Source organism: Kitasatospora sp. NPDC054768, assembly GCF_053612025.1.
Window position 1 is genome coordinate 92,715 of sequence record NZ_JBSHBN010000005.1, and the last position, 21,412, is coordinate 114,126.

The following is a 21,412-nucleotide window of genomic DNA, read 5'->3' on the forward strand; positions in this document are numbered from 1 at the left end:
AGTCGGAGCACCGGAGGACCACGGACCGCACCGGCGTCATTCCTCCGGGGGTGGGCCCGGAGCTTCGGTGGGGAGGCGAAGGGCCAACAGGGTGCCGGCGGCGACCAGGGCGGCGGTGAGGAGGAGGGCGAGGCGGTAGGGGGTGGCGTCGGTGCCGTCGGCGAGGGCGCCGATGAGGGCAGCGGTGGCGGCGATGCCGAGGGCGCCGCCGAGGGTGCGCAGGATGGTGAACAGGCCCATCGCGCGGCCCATCGCGGGGCCGGGGACGTCGGCGAAGCCGGCGATCTGGACGGTGAGGACGGCGGTGCCCAGGATCAGGCCGACGCAGAACATCAACACCCGTACGGCCCACGGGTTCTCGGCGAAACCGAGGGAGGCGAGGACGACCGCCGCCAGCAGCAGGCCTGGCAGGGCGAGCCGGCGCGGACCGAGCCGGGGCAGCAGGCGGTCGACCACCTGCGAGGCGGCCATCAGGCCGATCGCCTCCGGGAAGACGCTCAGCCCGGCGTCCAGGGCGGTGGCGCCGCGCGCCGCCTGGTAGAGCAGCGGCAGCACGAACAGCGCGCCCATCAGCCCGGCCGAGGTCAGCAGGGCGAGCCAGCTCGCCGCGCCGAAGGTGCGGTCGGCGAGCAGCCGCAGGTCCACCAGCGGTTCGGGGGAGCGGAGTTGGTGCCGTACGGCCGCCCCCAGCAGGGCCAGGCCGAGCAGTCCGCCGAGGGCCACGCCCGGGGAGGTCCAGCCGTGCGCCGGGCCGAAGCCGAGGGCGTAGGTCAGCAGGCCGAGGCCGGGCGTGGCGAGCAGGAAGCCGGTGGTGTCGAAGCGGCCGGCCGGGGGCTCCTGTTCGCCGCGCAGGCCGATCAGCCCGATGATCACGGCGGCGACCCCGATCGGCACGTTGACCAGGAACAGCCAGTGCCAGGAGAGGTGTTCGGTGAGGAAGCCGCCGAGCGGCGGCCCGAGGGCGGGCATCAGCGCGGTCGGGACGATCAGGATGCGGCCCAGGCCCGCCCGCTCGTGCGGGGCGAAGGCCCGGAACAGCAGGGTCATCCCGACCGGGGTGAGTAGCCCGCCGGCCACGCCCTGAACCGCCCGGGCCGCCGACAGCGTACCCAGACCGGGTGCCGCCGCGCAGAGCGCGGAGGCGAGCGTGAAGGCGGCGAGCGCACCGAGGAAGACCCGCTTGACGCCGTACCGGTCGCCGAGCCAGCCGGCCACCGGCAGGCCGAGGGCGAGGCCGACCAGGAAGGCGGTCTCCACGGCGTTGGCCGCCGAGACGGGCCGGCCGAAGTCCTCGGCGATGCTGAACAGCGCCGGGTTGACGATCGTCGAGTCCAGGCCGTTCATGCACATCGCGGCCGTGTAGGCGACCACCACCGCGGCGCGCCCCGCGAGCAGGGGGCGCGCCGGGGCCTCGGCGCCGGGGGTGGCGGGAGGGGTCACAGGGTGGTCCAGTTCGCGGTGATCCACTCCAGGGCGGCCGGGCGCTCGCACGGGCCGTGGGCGATGCTCCAGCCGGCCGGGACGGCGGCGAAGGCGGGCCACAGGGAGTGCTGTCCCCCGGGGTTGACGAGCGCGAGGAACTCGCCGTCGGCGTCGAAGGGGTTGGCGGGGGCGTCACTCATCGGTGGTCTTCTCCATCGTCGGTCTGCTTCGGGAGGTCGGCGAGGTGGTCGGCGATCACGCTCGCGATGTGCGCGATCGGGGCGGGCAGGGTCATGTCCTTGTGGGAGCAGGCCACGTTCGTGTTGGCGATCCGGCCGGACACGTACGGCTCCCAGAGCTCGGGCACCAGGGTGTCGTCGATGGTGTCGACGGTGGCGCGGAAGAACAGCACGTCGCCGTCGAAGCGGCGGTGGTCGTAGCCGCGCACCAGGTGGTTGGTGTTGAGGTAGATCTCGTTCAGCGCGGCCACGGTGGCCTCGTCGAGCCCGGCGAGCGGGCTGCCCTCGCGGCGCAACAGCTCGGTGACGGGGCCGAGTTCGAGCGGACGGCCGTCGAGGTCGGCGGGCCCGAAGCCGCCCATGGTGAGCAGTGCCTCCAGCGCCTCGGCCCGGTCCGGGACGGGCAGCTCGCGGAAGCCCTCGGCGGGGTAGGCGTCCAGGATCGCGAGCAGTTCCACGTCCTGGCCGAGTTCCTGGAGGCGGACGGCCACCGCGTGCGCGATGATCCCGCCGGTGGACCAGCCGAGCAGCCGGTACGGGCCCTCGGGCTGGACCTCGCGCAGCCGGTCGGCGTAGTGCGCGGCCAGCTCCTCCAGGGTGCCGGGCAGCGGCTCGGCAGCGGTGGCGGCGCCGACGCCCTGGGCCTGGAGGCCGTAGATCGGCACCTCGCCGGGCAGGTTGCGGATCAGTCCGGTGTAGCACCAGCCGAGGCCGCCGGCCGGGTGGACGGCGAACAGCGGGCGCTGCCGGCCGGGGGCGACGGGCCGCAGCGGGAGCAGCACGTCCAGGGCGTCGGTGTCCGGTGCGCCCGCCGCGAGGGCGGCGTCCAGGGCGGCCACGGTGGACGCCTGGAACAGGGCGCCGATGCCGACCTCCAGTCCGAGCACCTCGCGGATCCGCCCGGCGAGGCGCACGACCAGCAGCGAGTGCCCGCCGAGCGCGAAGAAGTCGTCCTCGACACCGACCGAGGCCACGCCCAGCACCTCGGCGAACAGTTCGCACAGCTGCTGCTCGCGCGGGGTGCGCGGCGGGCGGCCGGCGCCCGAGGCGGGGGCCTCGGGGGCGGGCAGGGCGCGGCGGTCGAGCTTGCCGTTGGCGGTCAGCGGGAGGCGGTCGAGCAGGACGACGGCGGAGGGCACCATGTGGACGGGCAGTTCGGCGGCGGCGTGGGCGCGCAGCTCGTCCGGGGCGGCGCCGTCGGCCACCGCGTAGCCGACCAGCCGCTTGTCCCCCGGCACGTCCTCCCGGACCACCACGGCGGCGTCGGCGACGGCCGGGTGCGCGGCCAGCACGGCCTCGATCTCGCCGAGTTCGATCCGGAAGCCGCGCAGCTTGACCTGCTGGTCGGCACGGCCGAAGTACTCCAGCACGCCGTCGGCGCGGCGCCGGGCGAGGTCCCCGGAGCGGTACATCCTGGTGCCGCGCTCGCCGAACAGCTCGGCGTACGGGTCGGCGACGAAGCGCGTCGCGGTCAGCTCGGGGCGGCCGAGGTAGCCGCGGGCCAGGCCCGCCCCGGCCACGTACATCTCACCCGTGACGCCGGGCGGGACGGGCTGGAGGTGCTGGTCGAGGACGTAGACCCGGAGGTCGGGGATGTTGACGCCGATGGTGCTGCTGCTCCCGGCGGTGGCGCTCGCCCGGTCGAGGGCGATGTACGAGACGTGCACGGTGGTCTCGGTGATGCCGTACATGTTGACCAGCACGGGGGCGTCCTCGGCGTGCCGGTCGTACCAGTCGTCCAGCCGGGCGAGTTCGAGCGCCTCGCCGCCGAACACCACGTAGCGCAGGGCGAGTTCGCTGCCGGGACGGTCCCGGTCGGCGGCACTGAGCTGGTAGAAGGCGGACGGCGTCTGGTTGAGCACGGTGACCCGCTCGCGGGCGAGCAGCTCCAGGAAGGCCGCCGGGTCGCGGCTGACCAGGTGCGGGACGACGACCAGCCGGCCGCCGTGCAGCAGGGCGCCCCACAGCTCCCAGACCGAGAAGTCGAAGGCGTAGGAGTGGAACAGCGTCCACACGTCCTCGGCTCCGAAGCCGAACCAGTGGTCGGTGGCGCCGAACAGCCGGACCACGTTGCGGTGGGTGACGGGCACGCCCTTGGGCCGGCCGGTGGAGCCGGAGGTGTAGATGACGTAGGCGGTGTCCTCGGCGCGCAGCGGGCGGGTGCGCTCGTGCTGGGCCAGCGGGACGGCCGGGTGGCGCTCGGACTCCGGGCCGTCGACCAGGAGTTGGCGCACCTCGTGGGCGGGCAGCCGGGGCGCGGTGGCCCGGTCGGTGAGCAGGGCGGCGGGGGTGGCGTCGGCCAGCATGTAGGCGAGCCGGTCGGCCGGGTAGTCGGGGTCGAGCGGCAGGTACGCGGCGCCGGACTTGGCCACCGCCAGCAGGGCGACGACCAGTTCGAGCGAGCGCGGCAGGGCGAGCGCGACGATGGTGCCGGGGCCGATTCCCTCGGCGGCCAGCAGCCGGGCCAGCCGGTCGGCGCGGGCCCCGAGTTCGGTGTAGTCGAGCTGCTCGCCCTGGTGACCGACCGCGACGGCGTGGGGGTTGGCGGCGGCGGCCGCCTCGAACAGCTCGGGCAGGGTGGCGTCCGAAGCCGTCGCCACCGACGGGCCGTTCCACTCGATCAGGGCACGCCGCCGTTCCTCCTCGCCGATCAGCGGAAGCCGGCCGATCGGGGTGTCGGGGGCGCTCGCGGCGGCGGTGAGCAGCCTGGTCAGGCGCTCCGCGAGCGCGGCCGCGGTGGCGGCGTCGAAGAGGTCGGTGCGGTACTCCAGGAACCCGCCGATGCCGCCGCCGGGCAGTTCGCCGGCATTGAGGGTGAGGTCGAACTTGGCCGTACCGCTGGGGATCGCGGCGATGTCGGCGGTGAGGCCACCCCCCAGGGCGATCCGCTCGTCCGGGCGGCTCTGCCAGGCGAGCATCACCTGGAACAGCGGGTGGCGGGCGAGCGAGCGGGCCGGGTTGAGCTCCTCGACCAGCCGGTCGAAGGGCAGTTCGGCGTGCTCGTGCGCGGCGAGCACGGTGGCGCGGACCCGGGCGAGCAGCTCCCGGAAGGTGGGGTCGCCGGACGTGTCGGTGCGCAGCACCAGCGAGTTGACGAAGTAGCCGACCAGTGCGGCGGTCTGCTCGTCGTCGCGGCCGGCCACCGGGGTGCCGACCGGGACGTCCGTGCCGGCGCCGTGCCGGGTGAGCAGAGCGGCGAGACCGGCCTGGACGGCCATGAAGACGGTGCTGCCGGCGGCCCGGGCGAGCCCGGCCAGGGCGCTGTGCGCCTCGGCGCCGAGCGCGAAGGGAACGGTGGAGCCCCGGTGGCCCGCCACGGCCGGGCGGGGGCGGTCGAGGGGCAGCTCCAGCTGGTCGGGCAGTCCGGCGAGCGCGGCACGCCAGTGCTCCGCCTGCCGGACGGCGAGCGCGCTGGGCGCCTCGGTGGTGCCGATCCGCTCCCGCTGCCAGGCCGCGTGGTCGGCGTACTGGACGGTGAGCCGCGGCAGTTCGGGGTCCAGTCCGGCGATCCTGGCGGTGTAGGCGGCGGCCAGGTCGCGGAGCAGCGGGGTGGTGGAGGCGCCGTCGCCCGCGATGTGGTGGAGCAGCAGGAGCAGGGTGTGCTGGTCCGCACCGCCGGTGGGCCGGGTGGATCCGCCGGCCGCGGCGGGCCCGGTGAACAATGTGGCGCGCAGCGGGGGTTCGGCGGTCAGGTCGAAGGCATACCGGGCGGCCTCGGCCAAGTCGCCGGCGCCGTCGTGGAGTTCGGTGCCCGCAGCGGGCAGGATGCGCTGGTACGGGCTGCCGTCCGCCTCCTCCCCGTAGACGGTGCGCAGGACTTCGTGCCGGGCGACGAGGTCGCCGAGGGCGAGGGTGAGGGCGTGCCGGTCGAGCGGGCCGGTGAGGGTGAGCGCCAGCGGGATGTTGTACGTCGGGCTGGGGCCTTCGAGGCGGTGCAGGAACCAGAGGCCGCGCTGGGCGGGCGAGAGCGGCATCCGCTCGGTGCGCGGCACGGGCACCGGGACGGAACGCCGCTCCTCGGGCTCCGAGGCCGGGCCGGCCGCCCCGCCGAGCAGGGCCGCGAGGCCGGCCGGGGTGGACTGCCGGAACACGTCGGCGAACCCGACCGGGGCGGCGAAGGTGTCGCGCAGCCGGGCGGCCAGGCGGCCGGCGAGCAGCGAGTGGCCGCCGAGGTCGAAGAAGGAGGCGTCCCGGCCGGGCGCCTGCGGCAGACCGAGGACCTCGGCGAACAGGCCGCAGACCAGTTCCTCCTGGGGTGTGGCCGCCGCCGTGCCCTCGGTGGTGACGGCCGGCTCGGGCAGGGCGCGGTGGTCGAGCTTGTCGTGGGCGGTGCGCGGCAGTTCGTCCAGCAGCAGGACGGCCACCGGGACCATGTGCGCGGGCAGCCGGGCGGCGAGCGCGGCGCGCAGCCCGTCCGGGTCGGGCCTGCTGCCGCTCTCCGGGACGGCGTAGCCGAGCAGCCGCTTGCCCTGCGGTCCGGGGCGGGCGATCACCACGGCCTGGGCGACGCCGGGCAGTTCGGCGAGGACGGCGGCGATCTCGCCGGGTTCGATCCGGAAGCCGCGGATCTTCACCTGGTCGTCGGCCCGGCCGAGGAACTCCAGGGTGCCGTCGGGGCGGCGCCGGGCGAGGTCGCCGGTGCGGTACATCCGGCCGCCGGGCGGGCCGAACGGGTCGGCGAGGAAGCGTTCGGCGGTGAGGTCGGGGCGGCCGAGGTAGCCGCGGGCCAGGCAGGCGCCGGCCACGTACAGTTCGCCGGTGACGCCGTCGGGAGCGGGGCGCAGCGAGCCGTCCAGGACGTAGGCGCGCGAGCCGCGCACCACCCGGCCGCGCGGGGCGCCGTCCGGGCCCGGGGTCCAGGCGTAGGCGTCGACGGTGGTCTCGGTCGGGCCGTAGAGGTCGACCGGGTGCAGGCCGGGGACCGCGGTGAGGCGCTGCCAGAGGGCGGGCGGGGTGGCCTCGCCGCCGACCACGAGGACGGACGGGCGGTGCCGTCCCTCGTCCAGGATGCCTTCGGCGAGCAGGACTTCGAGGTAGGAGGGGGTGAGGTCGAGGTAGTCGATGCGCTCCCGGTCGAGGTGGGCGGCGAGTGCGGCCGGGTCGCGGTAGGTGGCGTCGTCCAGCAGGTGGAGCTCGTGGCCGTGGACCATCCAGAGCACCGGGTCCCAGGAGGCGTCGAAGGCGAAGGAGGCGCTGTGGGCGACGCGCAGCCGGTCCCGGCCGGTGCGGCGCACGGCGGGGGCGACGTGGTCCTCGCCGAGGCCGGCGTGCAGGTTGGCCAGCGAGGCGTGGGTGACCACCACGCCCTTGGGGCGGCCGGTGGAGCCCGAGGTGTGCAGCACGTAGGCGGGCTGGTCGAGTCGCGGGGCGGGCAGGGCGGCCACGGGCTCGCGGTCGGGCCCGGGTTCGCCGTCGGCCCCGGGCTCACCGCTGGGCCCGGCGTCGGTGGCTTCCGGCCGGACGGTGGGCAGGCCGGCGGGCAGGTCGAGCCCGGCGAGGGCCTCGGCGGTGGCGACCGCGCAGACCGGGCGGGCGTCGGCCAGGACGGCGGCCAGGCGCTGCGCGGGGTGGGCGAGGTCGAGGGAGACGCAGGCACCGCCCGCCTTGAGGACGGCGAGCATCGCGACCAGGGTGTCGGTGCCGCGCGGCAGGGCGATCGCGACCGGCGCCCCGGCCCGGACGCCCAGGGCGGTCAGGCGGTGGGCGAGCCGGTCGGCGGCGGCGTCGAGCTGCCGGTAGGTCAGCGCGCTCGAACCGGAGCGGACGGCGACGGTGTCCGGGGTGCGGGCTGCCCGGGCGGCGAACAGCTCGGGCACGGTCCGCTCGGCCGGGGGCTCGGTGCGGCCCTCGGTGGCGCGGCGCAGGCCGTCCGGGTCGAGCAGGTCGATCCGGGCGATCGGCGTCCGCGGGTCGGTGAGCAGCAGCTCGGCGAGGGCGTCGAGGTAGCGCAGCAGGCCGTCGCGGTGGGCGGCGAGCGAGGCGGGCCCGTAGCGGGCCGGGTCGGCGTCGATGACCAGGCGCAGCCCGCCGTCCGGGCCGGGCGAGACGTTCAGGGCGAGGTCGTCCACCGGGCCGGCGGCGAGGTTGCGGACGGTGCCGGGCAGGCCGGCCAGGTCGAGGTCGCTCTCGAAGGCCTTGATGTTGACCATCGGGCCGAACAGGGCGCGGCGGTCGCCGGTGCGGCCGAGGTCGCGGCGCAGTTCCTCCAGGGGGTAGCGCTGGTGGCGGCGGACGGCGCGCAGCTCGCGGACCACGGCGCGCAGCAGTGCCTCGGCGCTGTCGGCGGGGTGCACGGCAAGGCGCAGCGGGAGCACGTTGGCGGCGGCCACGGGGGTGCGCAGGGCGGCCGGACCGCGCCGGTTGGCGAGCGGCAGGCCGAGGACCACGTCCTGGGCGCCGGTCAGGCGGTGCAGGTATCCGGCGGCGGCGGCGAGGAGCAGTTCGGCCCACGTGGCGCGGACGGCGTCGGCGGCGCGTTCCAGGCGGTCGCGGGTGCCGGCGGGCAGGTCGGCGGCGAGGCGGACCGCCTCGCCGGGCACGGCGTCCCGGTCGCCGGCCGCGGGTTCGGGCGTTCCCGGGAGGGCGGCCGGGGTGTCGGCGCCGGCCATCCGGGCGGACCAGTGGGCGCGGTCGGCCTCGTACTGCGTGCTCCCCCGGTACGCGGCCTCCTCGGCGGCGGCCTCGGCGAGTCCGGCGAAGGGGTTCGGGGCGGGTTCGGCTCCGGTGACGCGGGCGGCGTAGAGGGCGGCGATCCGCTCGCCGAGGAGGGTCAACGCGTAGGCGTCGACGGCGAGGTGGTGGATGCGGCGGTACCAGATCCGGCGGTCCTCGGCGAGGCGGATCAGCGCGTGGGTGAACAGCGGGCCCTCGGCGAGGTCGGCCGGGCGGGCGAGGTCGGCGCGCATCCAGGCCTCGGCCTCGGCGGCCGGGTCGGCGGCGGCGCGCAGGTCGAGGCGGTGCAGCGGCCAGCGGCGGCCGGGGCGCAGCCGCTGGCGCGGCGTGCCGTCCGGGCCGGTGACGACGACGGCGCTCAGTGCCTGGGCCTCGTCCACCGCCTGCCGCAGCGCTTGTTCGAACCGGTCCTCGTCGAGCGGGCCGGTGATCTCGACCGCGTCGCCGGTGTTGTAGACCGGGCTCGCGGGGTCGAGGGCCTGGGCGTACCAGATCGCGGCCTGGGCGGCGAGCAGGGGGACGTCGGCGGTCTGGCTGTCGGCGATCTGGGTTTCGACGGCAGGCATGGGGTGGAGAGCTCCTCGGGGATCCGGAACGCCTTACTTAGGTTAGCCTAATCTAACTTCATATGATCTGGTCAACGGCCCCGCACGGACGGGCCCCTGACAACCCGGAGACGCCACCCATGCCCCTGACCGAGCCGCCGACCAGTCCCCCCGCCGAGGCCAAGCAGGCCGTGCGCGACCGCGTCCACACCCACCGGGCCGAGCTGCTCGCACTCAGCCGCCGCATCCACGCCCACCCCGAGACCGCCTTCGAGGAGCACCTCGCGACCGCCTGGTGCGCCGAACTGCTGCGCGCACACGGCTACTCGGTCACCGCACCCGCCCACGGCCTGGCCACCGCGTTCGACGCGCGCCTCGGCAGCGGACCGGTCACCGTCGCGCTGGTCTGCGAGTACGACGCACTGCCCGACCTCGGCCACGCCTGCGGGCACAACCTGATCGCCGCCGCCGGGATCGGCGCCGCGCTCGGGCTCGCCCCGCACGCGGACCGGCTCGGGCTCACCGTCCGGGTGATCGGCGCTCCGGCCGAGGAACGCGGGGCCGGCAAGGCGCTGCTGCTGGAGGCCGGGGCGTTCGACGGGGTGGACGCCGCGATGATGGTCCACCCCTGCCCCGTCGAGATCGCCGACTTCCACTCCTTCGCGCTCGGCACACTGTCCGTCCGCTACACCGGGCGGGCCGCCCACCCGAGCCTCGACCCCCACCGGGGGCGCAACGCCGCCGACGCGCTCACCGTCGCCCAGGTCGCCATCGGACTGCTGCGCCAGCAACTCCCGCCGCAGTGGCGGGTGCACGGCATCACCACGGCGGCCGGGACGGCGCCGAACCTGATCCCGGACAGCGCGAGCGCCGAGTACGAGATCCGGGCCTCGGCGGCGGAGGACCTCGCCGAGCTGCGCTCCCGGGTCGAGGACTGCTTCCGCGCCGGGGCGCTCGCCACCGGCTGCGAGGTGGAACTGACCCGACCCGAGCCGGACTACCTGGACATGCGCTCCGACGCCCGGTTGCTGGCACTGTGGCGGGCCAACGCGGCGGCGCTCGGCCGGCCGGAACCGGTCGAGAGCGGACCCTTCGCCTGTACGGACATGGGGAACGTGTCGCACGCGGTGCCGTCCATCCATCCGGTGCTGGACATCACCGGCGGCGCCTGCGCCCCGCACGAGGCGGCCTTCGCCGAGGCGGCGCTGGGCGTGGAGGCGGAGCGGGCGGTGCTGGACGGCGCGGTGGCGATGGCGTGGACGGCGGTGGACCTGGCGGTGGACCAGGCGGTGGACCAGGCGGTGGACCAGGCGGTGGACCTGGCGGTGGACCAGGCAGCGCGTTCGGCGACCGAGGCCGCGGCGGGTGGGCCGCGCTGACCGACGGGGGGCAGCCGACAACTTTCAGCGAACAGATGATGAAATCTGTCATCTGAACTCTGTTCGCTGAAAGTCGTCACCCGAAGTCCGTCCGCGTCCGCACTCCGTAGCGCCCGGCCGCCCGCCCTCACCCGCCGAGCAGCACCCCCGGCGCCGCCCGCACCGCCGTCACGCCCAGCTTCCGCACCAGCTCCCCGACCTCGCCCTCCTGCCACGGGTCGGCGAGCACCACGGCGGCACCCGTCCGCAGCGGCCACAGACACTCCCAGAGCGGCAGGCCCAGGTGGAGCACCCGGTCGCCCGGCCCGAGCGGGTGCTCGGCCTGGAGCTCGCGCACCCGGCGGTCCGCCTCGGCATGGGTGAGCCGCACGGCGGTCGGGCGCCCGCCCGGGCCGTACCCGACGCAGAGCAGGTGGTGCGGGGTCAGCGCCCTGGGCGGGTCGGTCGGCAGCTCGCCGTCCGTCTCCAGCCCGGCCAACGCCCCCGGCACCCCCTCCCCCAGCACGCAGACCGGCGCGTTCTCCGCCAGCAGCCGCTCCCACCGCCCGGGCGTGTCCGCCGGGTCCAACGGGAGGTACGCCGCGCCCGACTTCGCCACCGCCAGCAGCGCCGTCAGCAACTCCGCCGGACGCGGGAGGCCCGCCAGACCGACCACCGCGCCCGGGCGGGCCCCGCGGGCGGCCAGGGCGCGCGCCAGCCGGTTGGCCGCGGCGTTCAACTCCCGGTAGCTGACGGTCTCCCCGTCCGTGAGCACCAGCGCCGGCGCGTCCGGCGTCCGGGCCGCCTGCGCCTCGACCGGACCCACCGCGGTGGTCGCCGGGTACCACACCGCACGCCGGGGCAGTGCGGGCAGCTCGGGCGCCGCCGACAGCACCGCCTCGCCGACCGCACCCGGAACCGCGCCTCGGACCGCCTCGCGCACCCCCGCCGCCGCCCCCGGCGCCATCACCTCCGGCACCATCACGCCGCGCCCAGCAGCTCGGCCCAGGCCTCGATCGCCGGGCGCTCCGCGAGCTGGACGAACGCCACCTCGGCGCCCGCCTCCTGCCAGCGCCCGGCCAGGGTCATCAGCCGGATGGAGTCCAGCCCCCAGTCGACCAGGTTCTCGTCCAGCGGGATCTCCGCCGGGTCCTCGCCGAGCAGATCGGCGACCTCGGCCCGGATCCGCTCCACCGTGAAGCCCACGCCCGTCACTTCCCGCTCACCCCTTCGAGTTCCGCGACAACCGCGACACCAGCGACGCCCGCGACACCCGCGACACCCGCGACACCCGCGACACCCTGGACATCCGAAACGCCCGGGGCGGCCGGAGCCAGCGCCCCGAGCACGGCCTTCGCCGTGGTGACCGTCCCGCAGCGCCCGGCCACCCAGGCCAGCGCGTCGCGGTGCTCCGCCGGGCCGAAGTCGGCGACCGCGTCGGCCACCACGAAGGCCTGCACGTCCCGCATCCAGGCGTCGCACGCGGTGGCCTGCACGCCGATGTGCGCGTACACGCCGGTGATCACCAGCTGGTCCCGCCCCTGCTCGCGCAGCAGCTGCTCCAACTCGGTGCGCACGAAGGCGCTGTACTTCCACTTGGTGAGCACCGTGTCCACCGGCTCCGGGGCCACGGCCTCGGCGATCGCGGTGGCCCGCGGGTCGTCCGGGATGCCCGGGCCCCAGAAGTCCTGCTGCAGCCCGCGCTCGGCCGGGCTCTGCCCGCCGAGCTGCGCCGAGTACACGACGGGGACGCCGGCGGCGCGCGCCTCCCCGGCCAACGCCGAGACGTTGTGCAGAAGTTCGGGCACCGGCGCGGCCTCGGCGTCGAAGGCGTCCAGAAAGTGGTTCTGCAGGTCGTGCACCAGCAGCACGGCGCGCGCCGGGTCCACCGTCCAGGAGACCCGGTTGGCGGGCAGCTCCTCGGCGGCGGGCATGGGATAGCGGGGAATGCGGGGCAGGCCCACGGTGGTGTTCCTTAGCTAGACGTAGCGGAGTGGGGAGAGTCAACGGGCGGTCGGCGGGCGGTCGGCAGCCGATCCGCGGGCGTTCAGCGGCCGGTCGACGGGCGCTCAGCGGCCGGTCAGCGAAGCCGCGATCGCGGCGCGCAGGTCCTTCTTGCTGACCTTCCCGATCCCGGTGGCCGGGAAGGCGGCGACGAACTCGACCCGGTCCGGCACCTTGTACTCGGCGAGCCCGCGTTGCCGCACGAACCTCTTCAACTCGACGCTCTTCGGCGGGCTTTCGCGGTGCCCGGCACGCAGCACCACGTAGGCGCAGGTGCGCTCGCCCAGGTACGGGTCGGGCATCGACACCACCGCCGCGTCGTGCACCGCGGGGTGCGCGAGCAGGTGGTTCTCGATCTCCTCGGCGGCGACCTTCTCGCCGCCCCGGTTGATCTGGTCCTTGGCCCGGCCCTCGACCACCAGGTGGCCGGTCGGGGTGCGCCGGACCAGGTCCCCGGTGCGGTAGAACCCGTCCGCGGTGAAGGAGTCGGCGTTGTGCTCGGGCGCGTTCCAGTAGCCGCGGATGGTGTACGGCCCGCGGGTGAGCAGGTGGCCGGTGGCGCCGTCGGGCAGGTCCCGGTCCTGGTCGTCCACCACCCGGACCTCGTCGTCCGGCGAGATCGGCCGGCCCTGGGTGGTGGTGATCAGCTCCTCCGGGTCGTCCAGCCGGGTGTAGTTGACCAGTCCCTCGGCCATCCCGAACACCTGCTGGAGCGTGCAGCCCAGCACCGGCCGCACCCTCCGGGCCGCCTCCTCGCTGAACTTGGCGCCGCCGACCAGCAGCACCTCCAGGCTCTCGTACCCGCGGGCGCCGCGCTCGGCGGCGTCCAGCCAGAGCAGTGCGAGCGGCGGCACCAGCCCGGTGATGGTCACGCCCTCGCGCTCGATCAGCGGGAAGGCCGTCTCCGGGGCGGGCTGCGGGCAGAGCACCACCCGGCCGCCGGCGTACAGCGTGCCGAGCGAACCCGGCGAGCTGAGCGGGAAGTTGTGTGCGGCGGGCAGCACGCACAGGTACACGCTGTCCCGGTCCTGCCCGCAGAGCTCGACCGAGCCGCGCAGCGAGTAGATGTAGTCGTCGTGGGTGCGCGGGATCAGCTTCGGCACGCCGGTGCTGCCGCCGGAGAGCTGGAGGAAGGCGACGTCCCCGGGCCCGGGCTCCCCGCCGAAGGCCTCCGGTCCTGGACCGTCGCAGGGCACGTCCGTGAGCCGGACGTGCTCGCCCGGGTCCTCGCCGGCCACCAGCACCAGCCGCAGCGCGGGGTTCTCCGCCTGTACCCGGGTGGCGAGTTCGCGGTAGTCGTGACCGCCTTCGACGGCCGGCACCACATAGGCGACCGCCCCGGTGAAGGAGCAGAAGTACCCGATCTCGGCGTACCGGTGGGCAGGCAGCGCGAAGACCGGCAGTGCACCGATCCGGAACAGCGCGAAGACGACCTCGAAGAACTCGGCGGCGTTGGGCAGTTGGACCACCACCCGGTCCCCGGCCCGGATGCCTCGGGCGAGCAGCCCGGCGGCCATCCGGTCGGCCCGGAGGTCGAGTTCGGCGTACGTCCAGCGCCGCTCGGCGGCCGCCACCGAGTGACCGCCCGGGTCGACGACGGCGATGCGCCCGCCGTGCGCGGCGGCGCGTTCGCGCAGCATCCGCCCGAAGGTCTCGCCGCGCCAGTACCCGGCGTCCCGGTAGCGCTCGGCGAACTCGGCGGGGTACGGGGTGAAGCCCGCCCGAGCGGTCTCCAGCGGCGTCACCGGGCCACCCCCGCGGCGTCCAGGAAGGTGCGGAACTTGGCGCTGGTCTCGGCGAGTTCGGCCTCCGGCCGGGACTGCTCGACCACGCCCGCGCCGGCGTACACCCGCAGCGTCCGCTCCTGCGCCTCGGCGCAGCGGATGGTGACCACCCACTCGCCGTCGCCGGTCGCGTCCTCCCAGCCGACCATGCCGGTGTAGAGGCCGCGTTCGAAGGGCTCGACCTCGCCGATCACCCGGCGTGCGACGTCGGTCGGCGTGCCGCAGACCGCCGGGGTGGGGTGCAGTGCGCAGGCCAGTTCCAGGGCGGAGACCGCGGGGTCGGCCAGCTCGCCGCGGATCGTGGTGGCCAGGTGCCACATCGCGGCCGTCCGTACCAGGGTGGGACGTTCGGGCACTTCGAGAGTGCGGCAGTACGGAGCCAGCGCCTCGCGGATGGCGTCCACCACGACGGCGTGCTCGTGCAGGTCCTTGGGCGACTCCAGCAGCGCGGCGGCGCGCCTGACGTCCTCGCCGAGGTCCTCGCTGCGCGGGACCGAGCCGGCCAGCGGGTTGGCCAGCACGGTCGTTCCCCGCCGGGAGAGCAGGAGTTCGGGGCTGGCGCCGATCAGGGTGCGGCCGCCGCCGGACGGGACGGCGAAGGTGTAACCGCCCGGGTCGCGCCGGGCCAGCCGCTGCAGGATGGCGGGCAGGTCGAGCGGCTCGGCGGCGCTCAGCTCCAGCGTCCGGGCCAGTACCACCTTGCTCAACTCCCCGCCGCGCAGCCGCTCGACGGCCGCCGCGACGCCGGCGCCGTACGCCTCCGGCGCGGGCACCGGGGCGATCCGCCAGTCGATCCGCTCGGCCGCCGGCGCGGGCAGCGCGATCAGCGGGTCGTCGCGCAGCGCCCCGGCGGTGCGGATCCGGGCGGGCACGGCGAGTTCGACCCGGCTGTCCCGGTCGAACGCCACCGCACCGACCACCAGCGGCCGTTCGACCCCGTCCCGGCCCGCCTCGGCCAGCGTCTCGGCGACCCGCACCGGCAGCGGCCGCCCGTCCTGGGGCACCCGGGCGTGCACGCCGGAGCCGAGCAGGGTGCGGGTCGGCGAGGCGAAGAACGCCTCGTCGGAGCCGGCCCGGTACTGGCCGAGCAGTCCGCTGGCCGCGCCGATGACGGCGTGGTCCGGGCCCTCGGCGAGGGCGGTCGCCGGGGCGTCGGGCCCGGCGGGTATCGGCCCGGCAGGGGCGTGGTGCACCGTGGTCACGGCGGTCTCTCCAGTCTGGGACGGTTCTACGGGGGACGAGGAGGAACGGGAGGGCGGCGAGGAGCAGGAGCGCGGGCGAGGAGGAGGGACGGGCGGGGCGCCGATCGGCACCGCCCTGCCCCGCTCAGGCGCGCAGGGTCGCGCCGCCGTCGACGTACAGGTCGTGCATGGTGATGTGCCGCGCCCGGTCGGAGGCCAGGAACACCACCGCCTCCGCGATGTCGGCGGGCGCGGCGATCCGCCCGAGCGGGATGCCGACCCGCCAGGCGCCCGGGTCGCCCTCGATCACCCGGCGTTCGGCCGCCTCGGCGTCCTCGCCCCACAGGGCGCGCTGCATCTCGGTGTCGGTCGAGCCTGGCGACACCACGTTGCACCGCACCCCGGACCGGGCGAGTTCCAGCCCCAGGCAGCGGGTGAACATGGTGGCCGCCGCCTTGGACGCCGCGTAGGCGGCCATCCCGGCCCGCGGCACCCCGGCGGCGTTGGACCCGACGGTCACGATCGCCCCGCGCCCGCGGTCCGCCATTCGACGGCCGACGGCCCGGCCGGTGTGGAAGACCCCGGTGGTGTTGACGGCGAAGGTGTCCGCCCAGTCCCCGTCGGAGAGTTCGACGACCGGTGCGGTGCGCAGGATTCCCGCGACGTTCACCAGCGTGCCGATCGGCCCGAGTTGGCGTTCGATCAACTCCACGGCGCCGTCCACGGCCTGGGCGTCGGACACGTCCAGCACGTACGGACGCACCGTCGGCAGCTCGGCCACCAGGGCGTCGAGCCCGCCACGGTTGCGGTCCACCGCCGCGACGACGGCTCCCTCGGCCACCAGCGCCCGCACCACGGCCGCGCCGATGCCCTGCCCGGCCCCGGTGACCATCGCGACGGCACCGGCGAATTCGGACTGTTGCTGCACAGGACATCCCCTCCGACCAGCAAGATTAGGCAAGCCTAACCTAACACAGCTGTTCGCCTGCATCGAGAGCCTGTACGAACGTCAACTCGCTCCCGCTGGTACCGCGGCGACCACTCCGCACCGCGAACGCGTCCCCGAACACGAGAAAGCCGCCCGCCCCCGGGCTGGGGGCGGGCGGCCTCTGCGCCTGCGGCCTCGATGTCCCGCGGCCTCGGCGTCTGCGACAGTGGCGCCGGTCGTGCCTGTGGTGCTGGTGGCCGTGGTCGCAGAATCCGGCGGGTCCCTACGGCAGGCGGCTCGCGAAGATCAGGTCGAAGCCGCGACAGCCCTCACCGTCGAGGTGTTCCGCGCGACGCAGGCCGGCGCGCAGGGCGACGCGCCGGGAGGCGAGGTTCTCCGGGCGGACACGGGCGATCAGGGGAAGGTCGGGGGCATGGGAGGACGCCCAGGCAGCGACGGTGGTGGCGGCCTCGGTCGCCACGCCACGACCCCAGGCGGCGGGAGCGAGGCGGTAGAAGAGGTTGAGGATCGGCAGACCCGCCAACGTCATCGGCTTGATGCCGCAGAAGCCCGGTACGGCCGGGGAGTCGTGCTCGCGGACCGTCCAGTAGCCGAAGCCGTGGCGCTCCCGGACCGCGTTCCAGCGGCCGTACAGCTCTTCGGCCTCGGTACGGGTCCCGAGGGCGTCCGAGGGGTTGTGGACGCAGGTGGCCGGGTCCCGGTGGACGGCGAGGACGGCGTCGATGTCGCCCTCGGCGGGGCGCAGCAGGGAAAGCCGTTCGGTCGTCGGGGCCTCGTGCCCGCCCATGGCGGGCACCCTAACGCGGGACGGCGGGGGTGGTGGCTGCCTTCGCGGGACCCGAAGGGGCCTTCGCGGGAGCGGTGGGGGCCGTCGCCGGAGCGGTGGGGGCCGACGGTGCCGCACCGGGGCCGGCCGGGGCCGGGGAGAGGCCGGTGCAGCCGCGCAGGCCGTCGCGGCGCTTGAGGGCTGCCTCGGCGGTGGCGCCGCTGACCGGCTCCGGGATGCCCTTGTCGTCGATGGTGGCCGGGGTGAAGGCCTCGCCGGTCACCTTGCCCTCGGCGGTGAGGGTGAGGGTGGTGACACCGGTCTCGTTGGAGTTGGGGTAGTTGGAGGTGCCGTACCAGAGGAAGTTGCCGAAGCCGTAGCCGACGTAGGTGTTGCCGAGCATGCCCGAGCCGACCATGGTGTGCGCGTGGGTACCGACCACGGCCGTGGCGCCCGCGCCGGCGAGCTTCTTGGCGATGGTGGTCTGCGGACCGGTCGGACAGGCCTTGCCCTCGTCGCCCCAGTGCAGGTAGACGAGCACCACCGGAGCCTGCTGCTTGGCCGTCTCCACCGCCTTGACCAGCGCCGGCACGTCCAGGGCCGAGGCGATGCCCGGCTTGTCGGCGCCGGCCCGCCACTTCTGGTTGGTGAGGTCCTCGACCTGGCTGGCGGCGACCACCGCGACCTTCACCCCGCGCACGGTGGTGACGTACGGGGCGTACGCCTCCTTGGCGTTGCGTCCGAAGCCGACCACCGGGATCGGCGAGGAGTCCTTGGCGGCGAGGGTGTCGGTGAGGCCGTCGGCGCCGAAGTCCACGGCGTGGTTGTTGGCCATCGAGACGACGTCGACGCCCGAGTCCTTGAGCACCGACAGCGCCTTGGGCGAGGTGCGGAAGGTGTACGTCTTCGGCTCCGGGGCACCGCGCCCGGTGATCGCGGTCTCCAGGTTGAGGACGGACAGGTCGGCGTCGGCGAGGGTGCGGGAGATCGGGCCGAGCGCGGGCTCGGGCTGCTGGACGGCCAGCCGGGCCTCGGTACGGCCCTCGAAGTGGACGTCCCCGGCGAAGGCGACGGTGATGGTGCCGTCGGGCCGGGGCGGGGCACTCTTGCCCGGGGCCGTGCCGGAGGGCGTGCCGTCCGGCGCCGAGGACGGCGGGACGGGGGCGGCGGAGGCCGGGGCCGGCTCGGGGTCGTCCGGCCCGCAGGCGGCGACGGCGGTCATTCCGACGAGCAGCGCGACGGCGGCCGCGACACGGCGCATGAGTGGATCCCCCCGAGGATGGTGCAAGAGCGGTCAGCCTACGCCACCGAATCACCACCACCCGGACCCGAGCCAGCAACATTGCGGCCACAAAGGACACCCCCTGGGCCGGGGTGGGCATCGACGGTCGGACATCGACCGGCGGACATCGCCGCCCGCGCATCGACGGCCCGGCATCGACGGCCCGGCATCGAGGGCCCGGCATCACCGGCCGGTCGCCGGACGCCCCCTGGCCCGACCGTCCCCATGGCCCCGGCCGACCCGGCCACCGTGTCCCTGGCGCGGAGGCGGGCGGGGCGCGCAGCGTGGTGTGCAGGGAGCGAGTCCCGCGCCGAAGGCCGGGAGGTGTGGCGTGATGGGCAGCAATCAGATCTCCGCCGTGGGCGGCAGTCCCCCGTCCCTCACCCGGGAGCACCGGATCGTGGTCGGGATCGACGGCTCCGGGCCGTCGAAGGCGGCCCTGCGCTGGGCGGTCGGCCAGGCCGTGCTGACCGGCGCGGCGGTGCACGCGGTGGCGGCCTGGGAGTACCCCTCGCTGTACGGGTGGTTCGCGCCGATGGTGGACGACGGCTTCGAGCGGACCGCCCGCCGCACGCTGAGCGCCGAGATCAACGAGATCCTCGGCCCGGACCGCTCGGTGGAGGTCCGGGAGAGCCTGGTGCTCGGCCACGCCGCCGAGGTGCTGCTGGAGGCGGCGGAGGGGGCCGACCTGCTGGTACTGGGCAGCCGGGGCCGGGGCACCTTCGCCCGGACGCTGCTCGGCTCGGTGTCCACCCGCTGCGCCGTGCACGGCGGCTGCCCGGTGGTGATCGTCCGCGCCGACGGAACGGTGGCCGCCCCGCCGCCGGCCGCGGCCGGCCGCGAGGGCGTCGAGCAGTCGGCCCCGGGCGCCGTGCGCACCAAGGACTGGCAGCTCAGCCTGCACGTGGTCGAGGACGAGGACACCACCCGGGTGCACGCCGTGCTGAACGCCGACGGCGACGTGCTGCACAGTGACGCCCGTTCCCGCCGCAACCCGCGCGACGCCCCGGCCCCCGCCGTCGGCGACGAGTTCGCGGTCGGACGCGCCCTGGTGGACCTCGGCCACCAACTGCTGCGCTCCGGCGTCCACGGCGCCACCGGGCCGACCGAGGAGTGAACCGCCGCCCGCGGGCGACCGCCGGGCCGCGGCGTGCGCATCGCCCGGTCGGGTACGCCATGCTGAATCACCGCTGGACCACCGCTGGACAATCGCCGAACCGCCGTACCGCCCCTCCCGCGACCCGACCGGAAGAGCCGCACCCCGCCATGGACACCACCCCGGCCCCCGAACCCCCGGCCGCCGAACCCCCGAACCCCGAGACCGCGACCCCCGAGGCCGTGGCCTCCGAGACCGCGGCGTCCGGGACCGCGACCCCCGAGTGCGCCCCGCCCGGCGAAGCCCCCACGCCGGACTTCACCCCCGACGAGCGCGCCCGGGGCCGCGCGCTGCGCCGCGCCCAGCTGCCGTGGGCACTGGGCGGACGACTGGCGGGCCTGGCGCTGACCCTGCTGCTCGGCCTCACCCCGGCCGGTGCCGCCCTGGTGACCGCCGTCGGCGGCTGGTTCGGCGGCTCCCGGACGGCCGGGGTACTGGCCGGCGCGGCGGCCCTGGTGGTGCTCGGCCAGGCGCTGCAACTGCCGTTCGGCGCCGGGGCGCGGACCGTCCGGGCCCGGTACGGGCTGGTGACCCAGGGCTGGGCCGGCTGGGCGCTGGACGCCGTACGCGGCCTCGCGCTCACCCTCGTCCTCGTCCTCCCGCTCGCACTGGGCCTGTTCGCGCTGACCGCCTGGTCGCCGCAGCGCTGGTGGCTGCCGGCGGCGGGCGCGGCGGCGCTGCTGACGGCCGCGCTCTCCTTCCTCCATCCGCTGCTGATCGAGCCGGTGTTCAACCGCTTCTCCCCGATGCCCCCGGGGGAGCTGCGCACCGCGCTGCTCGCACTGGCCGAGCGGGACGACGTCCGGGTGCGGGACGTCCTGGTCGCGGACGCCTCCCGTCGCACCACCGCGCTCAACGCGTACGTCTCCGGATTCGGGGCGACCCGCCGGATCGTCGCGTACGACACGCTGCTGACCACCGCGGAGCCGCGCGAGGTGGAGCTGGTGGTCGCGCACGAGCTGGGCCACGTCAAGCACCGGGACGTGCCGGTCGGCACCGCGCTGGGCGCGGTCGGCGCGGCCGTCGCGGTGGCCGTCCTCGGCCTGCTCGCCACCTGGCCGCCGCTGCTGGACGCGGCCGGGGCGACGGACGCGGCGGACCCCCGGGCGCTGCCGCTGCTGGCGGCGCTCGCGGCGCTGCTGGGCGCGCTGTCGGGGCCGCCGCAGTGCGCGGTGAGCCGCCGGATCGAGGCCAGGGCGGACCGGCACGCACTCGAACTGACCGGGGACGTCGAGCAGTTCGTGGCCATGCAGCGCAGACTGGCCGTGGCGAACGTCTCGGATGTCGACCCACCGAGGGTGCTTGAGCTACTGTTCGCCACTCACCCGAGTGCGACCAGGCGGATCGCCGCCGCCCGCGCCTGGCGGGCCGCACCGGAGCAGCGAGCGCCGGGGCGACGGGCAGCGGGGCGATGAGCGCCGGAGCGGCGAGCACCGGAGCAAAGTGCACCCCCGGGCAAATCCGTTGTATAGTGCAACAAATATCGAGGAGATAGGAACGCCGTGCCCGGCCGCCAGTCGTCCATCGAGACCATCCAGCGCGAGCTGACCGCCTTCGCCCGCCGCGCCCGGCACAAGGCCTCCCAGCTGCACCCCGACCTCTCCCTGGTCACCTACAGCATCCTCGACCTGATCACCGAGCGCGGCGGCTGCCGGGCCGCCGACGTGGCCGCGCACTTCATGCTCGACAAGTCCACCGTCAGCCGCCAGGTCACCGCCCTGGAGAAGCTCGGCCTTCTGGCCCGCGAGACCGATCCGGACGACCAGCGCGGCCAGATCCTGCGCGCCACCGAGGCCGGCCTCACCCTGCTGCGGGACGCCAACGAGCAGCGCCGGCTCTCCTTCACCGCGCGCTTCACCGACTGGTCCGACGAGGACGTCGCCCGCTTCGCCGACTACCTGGCCCGGTACGGCCAGGAGGGCTGACCTGGGCGACACCTGCCGGACGGCGATGCGGGACGCGGGACGCGGGACGCGGGACGCGGGACGCGGGACGCGGGACGCGGGACGCGGGACGCGGGACGCGGGACGCGGGACGCGGGACGCGGGACGCGG

Annotated in this window: 14 protein-coding genes and 1 pseudogene; 4 read left to right on the forward strand and 11 right to left on the reverse strand. The window is 75.6% G+C overall.

Going from position 1 to position 21,412, the window contains the following annotated elements; all coding sequences use genetic code 11:
* Window positions 1–36 precede the first annotated feature (36 nt).
* From ACWGKU_RS02715 to ACWGKU_RS02725, 3 genes are read right to left on the reverse strand one after another with little or no spacing between them, the layout of a single operon-like run.
* On the reverse strand, window positions 37–1,440 hold the full coding sequence (locus ACWGKU_RS02715; protein WP_452177718.1) for a DHA2 family efflux MFS transporter permease subunit: 1,404 nt from the start codon (window positions 1,438–1,440) through the stop codon (window positions 37–39).
* Window positions 1,437–1,622, reverse strand: coding sequence for an MbtH family protein (locus ACWGKU_RS02720; RefSeq protein WP_401046573.1), 186 nt, complete (start codon window positions 1,620–1,622; stop codon window positions 1,437–1,439). The genes ACWGKU_RS02715 and ACWGKU_RS02720 overlap by 4 nt, the downstream gene beginning before the upstream one ends.
* Window positions 1,619–8,899, reverse strand: a complete 7,281-nt coding sequence (locus ACWGKU_RS02725) for an amino acid adenylation domain-containing protein (protein ID WP_452177719.1) — start codon at window positions 8,897–8,899, stop codon at window positions 1,619–1,621. The genes ACWGKU_RS02720 and ACWGKU_RS02725 overlap by 4 nt, the downstream gene beginning before the upstream one ends.
* Window positions 8,900–9,018: 119 nt before the next feature.
* Here ACWGKU_RS02725 and ACWGKU_RS02730 point away from each other — a divergent pair, with 119 nt between their 5' ends.
* Window positions 9,019–10,257 (forward strand): M20 family metallopeptidase, encoded by a 1,239-nt coding sequence (locus tag ACWGKU_RS02730; protein ID WP_452177720.1) that lies wholly within the window; start codon window positions 9,019–9,021, stop codon window positions 10,255–10,257.
* Between the two features lie 127 nt (window positions 10,258–10,384).
* On the opposite strand, the gene ACWGKU_RS02735 is transcribed toward ACWGKU_RS02730, so the two are convergent.
* The 8 genes and pseudogenes from ACWGKU_RS02735 to ACWGKU_RS02770 form a co-directional block, all read right to left on the reverse strand.
* Window positions 10,385–11,203: an AMP-binding protein gene (locus ACWGKU_RS02735; RefSeq protein WP_452177729.1), complete on the reverse strand. Its 819-nt coding sequence runs from the start codon at window positions 11,201–11,203 to the stop codon at window positions 10,385–10,387.
* 14 nt (window positions 11,204–11,217) lie between these two features.
* Complete coding sequence (locus ACWGKU_RS02740; RefSeq protein WP_380348422.1) at window positions 11,218–11,451, reverse strand: phosphopantetheine-binding protein; 234 nt, start codon at window positions 11,449–11,451, stop codon at window positions 11,218–11,220.
* A gap of 131 nt (window positions 11,452–11,582) precedes the next feature.
* Window positions 11,583–12,200, reverse strand: a pseudogene (locus ACWGKU_RS02745) (isochorismatase family protein); the annotation flags it as partial.
* Window positions 12,201–12,305: 105 nt separating this feature from the next.
* A complete protein-coding gene (locus ACWGKU_RS02750) occupies window positions 12,306–13,985 on the reverse strand; it encodes a (2,3-dihydroxybenzoyl)adenylate synthase (RefSeq protein WP_452177721.1) in 1,680 nt (559 codons plus the stop codon).
* Window positions 13,982–15,193 (reverse strand): isochorismate synthase DhbC, encoded by a 1,212-nt coding sequence (gene dhbC / locus ACWGKU_RS02755; protein WP_401050945.1) that lies wholly within the window; start codon window positions 15,191–15,193, stop codon window positions 13,982–13,984. Before dhbC ends, ACWGKU_RS02750 begins: the two co-directional genes overlap by 4 nt.
* A gap of 157 nt (window positions 15,194–15,350) precedes the next feature.
* Window positions 15,351–16,097 carry a 2,3-dihydro-2,3-dihydroxybenzoate dehydrogenase gene (locus tag ACWGKU_RS02760; RefSeq protein ID WP_401050943.1) on the reverse strand — a complete coding sequence of 249 codons (747 nt, stop codon included), beginning with the start codon at window positions 16,095–16,097 and terminating at the stop codon, window positions 15,351–15,353.
* A gap of 319 nt (window positions 16,098–16,416) precedes the next feature.
* The gene (locus tag ACWGKU_RS02765; RefSeq protein ID WP_452177722.1) at window positions 16,417–16,941 is read right to left on the reverse strand and encodes a GNAT family N-acetyltransferase; all 525 of its coding nucleotides are present in this window, start codon (window positions 16,939–16,941) and stop codon (window positions 16,417–16,419) included.
* 10 nt (window positions 16,942–16,951) lie between these two features.
* On the reverse strand, window positions 16,952–18,181 hold the full coding sequence (locus tag ACWGKU_RS02770) for a CapA family protein (RefSeq protein ID WP_452177723.1): 1,230 nt from the start codon (window positions 18,179–18,181) through the stop codon (window positions 16,952–16,954).
* A gap of 355 nt (window positions 18,182–18,536) precedes the next feature.
* Here ACWGKU_RS02770 and ACWGKU_RS02775 point away from each other — a divergent pair, with 355 nt between their 5' ends.
* The 3 genes from ACWGKU_RS02775 (at window position 18,537) to ACWGKU_RS02785 (ending at window position 21,283) form a co-directional block, all read left to right on the forward strand.
* Window positions 18,537–19,319 carry a universal stress protein gene (locus ACWGKU_RS02775; RefSeq protein ID WP_401052453.1) on the forward strand — a complete coding sequence of 261 codons (783 nt, stop codon included), beginning with the start codon at window positions 18,537–18,539 and terminating at the stop codon, window positions 19,317–19,319.
* Window positions 19,320–19,468: 149 nt separating this feature from the next.
* Window positions 19,469–20,773: a M48 family metalloprotease gene (locus ACWGKU_RS02780; protein ID WP_401052454.1), complete on the forward strand. Its 1,305-nt coding sequence runs from the start codon at window positions 19,469–19,471 to the stop codon at window positions 20,771–20,773.
* Between the two features lie 87 nt (window positions 20,774–20,860).
* Window positions 20,861–21,283, forward strand: coding sequence for a MarR family winged helix-turn-helix transcriptional regulator (locus tag ACWGKU_RS02785; RefSeq protein WP_359904334.1), 423 nt, complete (start codon window positions 20,861–20,863; stop codon window positions 21,281–21,283).
* Window positions 21,284–21,412: the final 129 nt, after the last annotated feature.